The organism is Aquimarina sp. AU119 (assembly GCF_900312735.1).
GTDB lineage: Bacteria > Bacteroidota > Bacteroidia > Flavobacteriales > Flavobacteriaceae > Aquimarina > Aquimarina algiphila.
The window spans coordinates 1-9,624 of record NZ_OMPF01000017.1; the positions used below are offsets into that span (position 1 = coordinate 1).

The window sequence follows — 9,624 nt, forward strand, 5'->3', positions numbered from 1 at the left end:
GATTGATACCAAGCCCAAATTGGATATTGACCTTTTTCATCTGGTTTTCCAATTCGTTTATTCATTTGAATTTTCATCCAATCATATCCATCTTTAAAATCTGGTTCTACAAATTGCTGCTTTGCTACTAATATTCCTTTGGTTTGTAATTCATTCCATCCATTTTCATCTTGTATTGTCCAAAGTTTAACTTTCATTTAGTTAATTGTAGATAACGTTTAATATATGTGTCGTAGCTTTGCAAAATGTTACCTAGCCTTGGGCTCTTCTGCACAGATTTTATTCCTTTTTCAGTTTTAAAATCACTGTGCCATTATAAATATACAAGAACCATCATTCGATTAATCACTAATCAGCTATGATCACATATATAGTGTTGTGATATCGTTTAAATTTTACTCAAAATGCGTTGTAAAAAATTAGGTTTTCGTTCCGGAAATATTTTTTCATCGCGTTCGATATAATCATATACTTCGTCCGTTATTTTTATTTTCAATTCCAGAATTTCCTTTTTCATTTCTCCAGCAAGTTTACTGTTGTAAAGACCTGATTTAATCATATAAAGATTATTGGATATAGTTGCGATTGTCTCAAAATCATTGCCAATATTTTCAGGAACATCTTTGGGCTTTGCTGTTCGATCTTCTTCCCATTGAGCTATACCATATTTACAATATAGTTTATAAATATCAAGTCCTATTTTGCTCATTTATTTAGTTTTTTGGAATGTATCACAACGTTTAGCTATGCGTAGTGCGGAAGCAAAAAATCACTGGTTTTCGACCTAACACTTAGCCAAAGTTTATGTTTTGTTTTTATCTTTTCTAAAATACTAAATTTAAATCTTTGGCGACAAACCAAATAGGCAATGACTTTTCGGTTAAACTTAAACCCCGCATTATCGCATAGGTGTTGTTACAACACGTTTTATTAACGTTTAAATTTATTTTGTTCATTCAATAATATAATAAGCTTTTCTGATTTCTCATTAAGTTTTACTATTGGTTGTTCATTATTGGATTCGTGATTCAAATTTGGTTCGTCCTCAGTTGTCGTTAAATCAAATTTGTCAAAATTTGAAGTGAAAATTTCATTTTGTTTTACAAACCAAAAGTATCTCAAAGGTTGATGAGTTAAGGTCATGTAGCTTTCATTATCAGTTTTGTATTGTTTTACTTCTGATTTGATGATTTCTCGAGAATTATTTTGGTAGTATTCGTATGGACTTGAGTTTTTTATAATAATTGGCTGAAATTCACCACAGTTATCGAATTTTTGAATATAATTCAATTCATTCTTATTCCAAAAAGCATATAAAGAGTAATAAGTTCCATTTGGAAGACAAACTTCCGCTTTTGAGTATTTTTTTTTGGCAATTCTGATCATTCCATATTGAATGTGCTCAATAATAAAATAGTCCGTTATATTCTCATTTAGCATTGATTCCTGAATTTTAACAATTTGTGTTGAGGATTCTACATTCTCACGAGAAATTTTATTTGTTTTACAACTTAGAAGAAGACTAAAAATTACTATTAAAACTCTCATCGGCTTAAATGTGTTGTAACGCCAAATATATGAATCGGAGCAAGGCAAGCAAGCCTAAACCAATTGATCTATCTGCGCATTTTTATTTCTTTATTAATTTATAAAAATCTAGCGCCACCACAAAAGGAAATGATCTTTCGATCTAACCCCAAACTTTGCTCTGATTTCATATATAATGTTAGCTACTTTTTATTTTTCCGTTTTCCAGTTAAAATTTAAAGCCTTACACTTAGGACATTCAACATATTCCCCTTCAAGATAGTCAACATTACAGCGATTACACTTTCCGTACTTTTTATTAATATGCATAAAGGAGAACTTAGCATCAATACTTTCTATGTCATAGAGTGATTCTATTTTTTGAATTAACTCTCCAAGTTTATTATTGGCTTTTAATTCAGAAAGATTTTTTTTCTCTTCAGATGTGAAATTTGGAACTTCAAATTCTCTTTTCGAACATTTTTCACAAGACAGTTTCATAAAATTATAAACTTTCTTTTTGTTTGTTAAACCACTTTAGTTGAGATTCAATCCGCCCAAGTATTTTTTCGTCCGAGTCATTATGAATATCTCTTAGTTGGTATTTAGGATTAATCAAGTTTTCTTCTTCTATGAATTCGTTGATTTTAAGATTGAAAATTGCCTGGCCAAACCTTTGTCCTGGATTTTCATTCAGATAGGTAGAAATATGGTCAATTATTTTCTTGTGTTCTTTTTTCATTATCTGATAATTGTAGCTAACGTTTAATGTATAGTTTCGTAGCGGACTTGTCGACAAAGAATTTTCCGCATTGCCCAAAGTTAACAAATGCGCGTAAAATTCCGTTAGGAATTTCCGCCGCTATGAACTTATACATTTTGTTATGCGCCGGCTTTTTTATTCAGCCGGGACTTTGCAAAATTGCCTTAAGCAAAGCGATTATTGCTTGCGAACCGCTTTTTCCAATTCCCGCGATCGCTTTGCGACTTTGGGTTGGACGATAACTCTTACAAAAAAAATCACTGGCCCAAATTCCGTCCGAATCGGGGAGGAGCTCCAACTTTTGAATTGGTAAAAATCTTCGAGAAAATACTCAGACCTTTCCTCCGTAGCCCGTCCGTTTACGTTCTACTTGCGTTTTGCTTTTCAGACCTCCGATGCTGGCGCTTAACGGTTTGTGTATGAAACGTAGCGTGTAAAAGATACTATATTCCGGTTTAGCACTGAGCCAATTTTTTATATTTTGATTTAACTTTTCAGTTTTAAAACCAAATTAAAAATTTGGCGGTCTTGGCAAATAAAACACAAACCTTTCGGTTTAGCACTTACTAGCTATGTTTTATACACCGTGTTAGAAACTTTTGTTTTTAAGATGGCAATCTTTTTACAATAAACTTCATTTGTCCTCGATGATTGGACTCATGCTCGCAAACATGAAACCATTTACAATAATTATTGGTTGGACCCCATGGCCAATCCTGATCAATCTCCATAAGCCACTTATCTCCTCTTTTTGCAAATTCCTTTTTTGTGTGCTCTCTTACTTCTTTAAGTTTTTCTAGGTAGTAACCAACTTCATTTCCAATTATTTGTTCTCTACCAAGTTTCCCTAGTCCTGAAGGAATATCCCATTCGGACTTAATGTCTTCACTCCATTTTCCCCATTCAAGACCGTCAAAAGTATGCAGTTGATAATATTTTTCTGTTGCAGCTAAATGTAGTAACATAGCTCCAATAGAATTTGATTGTTCATCGACTTGAAAGTCAAGTTGCTCAACTGTTAAATCTTTCACACTGTTTATAACCCAAGCTCTCATCATGTTCATAGTTGACAGTAAAGTTCCAACTTGCGGGTCAAATCCGTCTCTCGGCCCAATAATATAGAGACTATCTTCAGTTTGATTGGGTAATTCATTAGCAATTCCAACGAATGGAATAGAAACTAATCCGTAAGTTAAAAGTGCAGATTTTTTTAAGAAATTTCTTCTGTTGTTATTCTCTGGTTGATTCTTCATATTTTGAGTAACGTTTTGTAATTATTTAAAAATCATCACCTTTTAATTCGATCTCTTCCGTAAAACGTTTCCACAAAGTAATTAATTTTTCAGGAAAAAGAGGTAATTGTTTCTAACGTTTAATATATGTGTCGTAGCAGGGCAAAATGTTACCCTGTTTTTCTGTATTTCTGCGCATTGGTTGCTAACTTTTACTTTTTGCAAGCATTGCGCCTTACCAAATATACACAGACCATTCGATTCATCACTTAGCTGCTATGATCACATATATGTTGTTGTACAACGTTTCTTTTAAATTTAGAAAATCAATAAATAAACAAAATAACCAAAAACACTTAATGTAGATATAATTGCAAGCAAAGAAAATAGGGTTGGTCTTGTTTCCTTGTTCTTCGCAAACTTTATGAATTCATCCAAACCAAGTTCATCAACCGAAGCCTCTTTACGACTTTTTTCCATCATTAAATATTCTAAAAATATTAGAAAAATTAGATTTATGAGAGGAATCATAATTACCTTTATGTTTATATCATCATAAATTCTGGAAAGAGCAAAATATCCCCCAATAAGAATGTTGTTAAAGGTGAATAATTTGTCATTTATTCTATTGAAATGACTCAAGATATTTTTAACAGCATCTTCTTTAATTTTTTCGATTTTCTTGTTGAACTCTTCTACTTCCATATTTTGTTAAGTCAGATTATGTCATCCAATCCAAATCCGTAATTCATTATTTGGGATTTGTTTTTCGAATAACCTAGTAATTATCAAATTCGATGGTCTTACTTTTAAGTCCTCTTGATTTTTAAATTCGATTATATAATCTCCTCTTTCAGGAATATCTAAAACCATTATCTTCTTGGCTCTTTCTCCTGATTCATATGATTGAAACCTCCAATTTGTTATTTCAGGGAGAATTATTTTTCCATTCTTCATATTTTTTAAGGAGAATGTAAAATTACCAATTGAGACATCCCAACCACCAATAACTTTTACGCTATATATCCCTACTGATAACTCTATTGCTTTTCCAGAATCATAAATATTAATTGGAAATCGAATTTCTAGATATCTAAGATTAGTTCTTATTATCTTAATATTCTCAGGGACATTACTTCTTAGTATGAACCCGTGCATTTTGTTATCTGGTGTACGTTGTTTATAGCTATTTTTTATGTACGGTCTAGCTCCATCTCCTGGTTGGAATTCAGTTTGTAAGTATTCTATTTCTTCATCATCCAATTCGCGAACTGTTCCGTTGTTCTCCACGTAAACAAATTCAAATTCCTCTTTTTTAGTCTCCAATAGAATATAGTTTTGATTTAATTCCGCAATTTTATCTAATGTTGTACAACGTTAAATATATGTGTCGTAGCAGGGCAAAATGTTACCAAGCCATCGACATTATTCGCGCATTGGTTGCTAACTTTTACTTTTTGCAAGCATTGTGCCTTACCAAATATACGAGAACCATCCGATTGATCACCTAACTGCTATGATCACATATATGTTGTTGTAAAACGTTTTTTTGTATCAATTTCAATTCCATTGTTTTTACCTGAGTAAAGTCCATTTGCGTAATATTTTATTTAAAATAGTTTTTCGAAAATTTCATTTACAACTTCAAACTTGGGTTTGTTTTTCGTAAAAGCTGCGGCTGGCCCTAGTGGATTTCCAATAGCTAATATTCCATAATTTTGATTAAATAGAATTGGTCCCATTCCATCTATTTCTGGCGTTATATGAATATAACTTTCAAATTGGTAATTTGATATTATGATGTTATTTAAATCATTATTCTTATTTATTTTATAGCGTGTAAAACCTAAAATTAGTTCAGATTGATGTTTTTTAAAACTAACACTAAAATTACGTGTAGAATCAGTCACACTTATGTAGTCAAATTCCATTACAGAATCGGTTATAGTTTTAACAAGCTTATATTCCGTTCTGATTTTTAAAGAATCATTTGAAATTCCAGATAGGAATCTAGTTTCAGTAACTGTTCGCTTTTTTTGATTAGAATCCGAACAACTTGCCTGAATTAAGATAATTGATAATATGTATATTAACTTCTTCAAATGTTTTACAACGCTAAATATATAAATTGGAGCAAGGCAAACGCACCTGAACCAATTGATCTATCTGCGCATTTTTATTTCTTGTTTAATTTATAAAAATTTAGCGCCACCGCAAAAAGGAAATGATCTTTCGATCTATTACTAACTTTGCTCTGATTTTATATATAATGTTACCTACTGGCTTTTTATTTACTTCCTCTAAAAATTATCATTAGATATATCAAAAACATTACTGTATTTGAGATTGTATTAGCAAAAATATATTTTCCTACTCCGTTTTTTCTTTTAGTTTTATTTTTAACAGATAAATAATAGAATGGAAATTCCAATATCAATGTCGATATAAAGGAGGCTAACATTCCAAATATAAATCCAGTTAAGTTATAATCTCCAAACCTTGTTTTTCCACCCCAAAAATCAATATTTCCAGTAATAGATGAAAAATATGGAGCAATAAAGTATAATCCAACAATCATTGAAAAATAATTCCCAATGACTATTAACCACATTTTATTGGGAATTTCTTTTTTCTCTAAATATTCACTTTCATATATTCCAATCAATAAATTTAAAACTAAAGAGTGTAGAATTCCGAACCACATCATAGGTGAACCTGCATTGGCCATCGCTAAAGAAGGAATCAAACTTAGGAATATTATTGTTTTTAATTTGTTATTATTCAATTCAGGTTAAGTTTTTAGCTTGTAGGTAACGTTTAATATATGTGTCGTAGCAGGGCAAAATGTTACCTTGCTTTTTGATTTTTCTGCGCATTGGTTGCTAACTTTTCCTTTTTGCAAGTATTGCGCCTTACCAAAAATACAACAACAATTCAATTGATCACTTTGCTGTCATGATCACATATATAGTGTTAGCAATAGTTTTTAATCCGTTAAATTTATATTTTATTCAGGTTTTATTTGGTAAACTTTTTTCTTCCTTCTGTTGTATCTCAGATTATTATGATTTGCTGTATACCAGGCCGTCCAAGTATAATAATCGTTGACAGTTGGAGGTGATTTTCCAGAGAATTCATAACCAGCTTCCGAATCATGGCCTGAAATTTTTTCCATAAACTCAGCGGAAGTAACTACTGATTGAACATTCTCTTTTGAATAAAAAATATAGTTTGAAATAATCTCTAAATGATACTCCATTTTCTTGCAAGCCTTTTTATCAATACTATCAAATTTCGTGGTTAGACAAGATTGAAACGTAATTAATATTCCAAGCACTAAAATTGTTTTATTACTAATCAATAGAGTTATAGTTTTATTATTGCTAACGTTAAATATATGTGTCGTAGCAGGGCAAAATGTTACCAAGCCATCGACATTATTCGCGCATTGGTTGCTAACTTTTACTTTTTGCAAGCATTGCGCCTTTCTAAAAATACAACAACCATTCGATTAATCACTTAGCTGCTATGACATCATATATCGTGTTGTCATTAGTTTTTATTCATTTATAATTTTGATTATTTCAGCTTCTCCAATTTTTCCCGGGCCTTCATGAATCCACCAAATCCGCCCTTTAACTAAAAGCTCCTCAATATTTTGATGTCTTAAAAACCTAACTATCACGTGTTCTATTTCACCAGGGTAGATTAGTTCTTTATCAAATTCAATTTGTCCAATATAAGTAGTTGGAAATTCATTTGAATTTGGGAAATACTCCATTACGTGATTAGGACGATATTCCGTAGCAATTGGTGTTTTTCTGCCACCATTTTTAGTTGAGTACAAAGTCAGTTTAGCCTTAACGCTAATTACATCAGAGTTCATTCCGTTTCGTAAGAGTTTTTAAAGTTCCACCATTCCATAATTTCGGTCGTGATTTTTTCAGAATCTTCTAGATCATATGACAAACCATAGGTAACGGTCAATTCACTATTTAAAACACGAGAGATTTTTTCAAAATCCGTTCCTTTATATAAATGATTCAGAATTTGATGATTTAAAGAATCAAACTCATCTTTCGGAGAACCAGGAATTAATTCCCACGAATTCATGAGCTTTCTTAATTCCAGAAAATTTTCTTGAAATTCTTTTTTGATTTGATCTTTATTCATCCTAAATTAATGACAACGTTTAATATATGTGTCGTAGCAGGGCAAAATGTTACCTTGCTTTTCGATTTTTCTGCGCATTGGTTGCTAACTTTTACTTCCTGCAAGCATTGCGCCTTACTAAAAATACAAGAACCTTTTGATTGATCACTTAGCTGCTATGATCACATATATGTTGTTGTACAGCGTTTTTATTTAATCTATTCCCAGATCATTTGCAAAGGAATGATGTAATTCAATTTCACTTATCGGAACTCCGGTTTTATCCTCCGTTATTCCACAAATAATTCTTTCTATTTCGTATTTACTCGAAATACGTTCGATGGGAATCAATTCATCGGAATTCATTGAAATAATCCAATCGGTAAGTTTTCGCAAAGTATTTTCTGCTACAGGTTCCGTTCGATCAAATATTTTGAAACCTAAAAAGCGAACTTCTTTGTTCAAAGTACTGTTAAAATCTAGGTCAACTAAATCCGGAACTTTTAGTCCAATTCGATTCTCTAATTTAGTCCAATCAGATTTTAGATCAGTTTTGTTGAGTAAATTGATCATTTTAGTATTTGGTGAAATACTTTGTTTCTCGTTACCAAACTCCTCAAAAGCACGTCTTAATCTATAGAAAACTATTTGTGATAAGCATTTCTTATTCGGTTCCAGCTTTAATCTTTGAAAGATTGCATCAGCCATTTGTTGAATCGTACCAATGTTTGCATATTCGGCATCCGGAATAGTTACTCCAAATTTGTCTTCGATAGACATTACCAATTCTATAGAATCTAATCCCATCTTATATTGTTTTTTAATGCTGTACAACGCCGCATGTATGAATCGGGGCTTGCAAAAATGCGGTTGCCACTCGATCCAGCTGCGTTTGTTTTTAATTTATTTGTAAACTTATTAAAAATCAGCGCCATTGCAAACAAAAACCGATCATTGGTTCTAGCCTAAACTGCCCTGATTTCATACATCTTGTTATGGGTCGGCTTTTTCGTCAGCCGTTGCCTTTGCAAACATACCTTAGCAAAGTGATGTTGCTTAGGTTTTGCTTGCGTTATATTTTTCAAACTCTCTGCGATCGCTTTGCGACTTTGGGTTAGGGGATGACCACTGGGGAAATGCCCAAACCTTTCGTCCGCCGCTGATCGGTACTGGACTTTGTATGCGACTGGATTTTTAAAAACAAGCTCAGCTCACTAGTCCGTGGCTTGTCCGTTTAACTTCTGCTTGCGTTTTGCTTGCGTTCTGCTTAGGTAACTCTTGTCAGATAACTTTTTAGTCAATTTTTACTGACCCATAACGCCGCATGTATGAATCCGGGCTTGCAAAACTGCCTTTGCCATTCGATCCAACTGCGTTTGTTTTTAATTTATTGTAAACTTATTAAAAATCAGCGCCATTGCAAACAAAAACCGATCATTGGTTCTAATCCAAACTGCCCTGATTTCATACATCTTGTTATGGGTCGGCTTTTTCGTCAGCCGTTGCCTTTGCAAACATACCTTAGCAAAGTGATGTTGCTTAGGTTTTGCTTGCGTTATCTTTTTCAAACTCTCTGCGATCGCTTTGCGACTTTGGGTTAGGGGATGACCACTGGGGAAATGCCCAAACCTTTCGTCCGCCGCGGATGGGTACTGGACTTTGTATGCGACTGGATTTTTAAAAACAAGCTCAGCTCACTGGTCCGTGGCTGGTCCGCCGAGATTCTGCTTGCGTTGTGCTTTTCAGACCCTTGATGCTGACCCATAACGTTTAATATATGTGTCGTAGCTGTGTAAAATGTTACCTAGCTTTTCGACTTTTCCGCGCATTGATTGCTAACTTTTACCTTCTGCAAGCATTGCGCCTTACCAAAATACAGCAACCATTCGATTCATCACTTAACTGCTATGATCACATATATAGTGTTGTGTACAGTTTTTATTCCGTTAT

General features: G+C 32.9%; 14 protein-coding genes. All 14 read right to left on the minus strand.

The genetic code is table 11. The features are described from left to right. The coding region (locus DK442_RS16555; RefSeq protein ID WP_160114223.1) for a DUF3841 domain-containing protein at window positions 1–197 on the minus strand (197 nt) is incomplete at its 3' end. A 191-nt stretch (window positions 198–388) separates the two neighbouring features. After that, complete coding sequence (locus tag DK442_RS16560; RefSeq protein ID WP_109437019.1) at window positions 389–709, minus strand: hypothetical protein; 321 nt, start codon at window positions 707–709, stop codon at window positions 389–391. Window positions 710–930: 221 nt separating this feature from the next. Beyond that, window positions 931–1,548 (minus strand): hypothetical protein, encoded by a 618-nt coding sequence (locus DK442_RS16565; protein ID WP_109437020.1) that lies wholly within the window; start codon window positions 1,546–1,548, stop codon window positions 931–933. A 189-nt stretch (window positions 1,549–1,737) separates the two neighbouring features. Then, window positions 1,738–2,028, minus strand: a complete 291-nt coding sequence (locus DK442_RS16570) for a hypothetical protein (protein WP_109437021.1) — start codon at window positions 2,026–2,028, stop codon at window positions 1,738–1,740. Between the two features lie 4 nt (window positions 2,029–2,032). Beyond that, window positions 2,033–2,269, minus strand: coding sequence for a hypothetical protein (locus DK442_RS16575; protein WP_109437022.1), 237 nt, complete (start codon window positions 2,267–2,269; stop codon window positions 2,033–2,035). A 626-nt stretch (window positions 2,270–2,895) separates the two neighbouring features. Further along, window positions 2,896–3,543: a DinB family protein gene (locus DK442_RS16580; protein ID WP_109437023.1), complete on the minus strand. Its 648-nt coding sequence runs from the start codon at window positions 3,541–3,543 to the stop codon at window positions 2,896–2,898. Between the two features lie 297 nt (window positions 3,544–3,840). Continuing rightward, window positions 3,841–4,227, minus strand: coding sequence for a hypothetical protein (locus DK442_RS16585; protein ID WP_109437024.1), 387 nt, complete (start codon window positions 4,225–4,227; stop codon window positions 3,841–3,843). A gap of 21 nt (window positions 4,228–4,248) precedes the next feature. Next, on the minus strand, window positions 4,249–4,848 hold the full coding sequence (locus tag DK442_RS16590; RefSeq protein ID WP_109437025.1) for a hypothetical protein: 600 nt from the start codon (window positions 4,846–4,848) through the stop codon (window positions 4,249–4,251). 284 nt (window positions 4,849–5,132) lie between these two features. After that, window positions 5,133–5,624 carry a hypothetical protein gene (locus tag DK442_RS16595; protein ID WP_109437026.1) on the minus strand — a complete coding sequence of 164 codons (492 nt, stop codon included), beginning with the start codon at window positions 5,622–5,624 and terminating at the stop codon, window positions 5,133–5,135. A 185-nt stretch (window positions 5,625–5,809) separates the two neighbouring features. After that, window positions 5,810–6,307 carry a hypothetical protein gene (locus DK442_RS16600; RefSeq protein WP_160114224.1) on the minus strand — a complete coding sequence of 166 codons (498 nt, stop codon included), beginning with the start codon at window positions 6,305–6,307 and terminating at the stop codon, window positions 5,810–5,812. Between the two features lie 222 nt (window positions 6,308–6,529). Further along, the gene (locus DK442_RS16605) at window positions 6,530–6,997 is read right to left on the minus strand and encodes a hypothetical protein (protein ID WP_109437028.1); all 468 of its coding nucleotides are present in this window, start codon (window positions 6,995–6,997) and stop codon (window positions 6,530–6,532) included. An 84-nt stretch (window positions 6,998–7,081) separates the two neighbouring features. After that, on the minus strand, window positions 7,082–7,408 hold the full coding sequence (locus tag DK442_RS16610) for a hypothetical protein (RefSeq protein ID WP_109437029.1): 327 nt from the start codon (window positions 7,406–7,408) through the stop codon (window positions 7,082–7,084). After that, window positions 7,405–7,695 (minus strand): hypothetical protein, encoded by a 291-nt coding sequence (locus DK442_RS16615; RefSeq protein ID WP_109437030.1) that lies wholly within the window; start codon window positions 7,693–7,695, stop codon window positions 7,405–7,407. The genes DK442_RS16610 and DK442_RS16615 overlap by 4 nt, the downstream gene beginning before the upstream one ends. 192 nt (window positions 7,696–7,887) lie before the next feature. Continuing rightward, complete coding sequence (locus tag DK442_RS16620) at window positions 7,888–8,481, minus strand: phosphopantetheine-binding protein (RefSeq protein ID WP_109437031.1); 594 nt, start codon at window positions 8,479–8,481, stop codon at window positions 7,888–7,890. Window positions 8,482–9,624 lie beyond the last annotated feature (1,143 nt).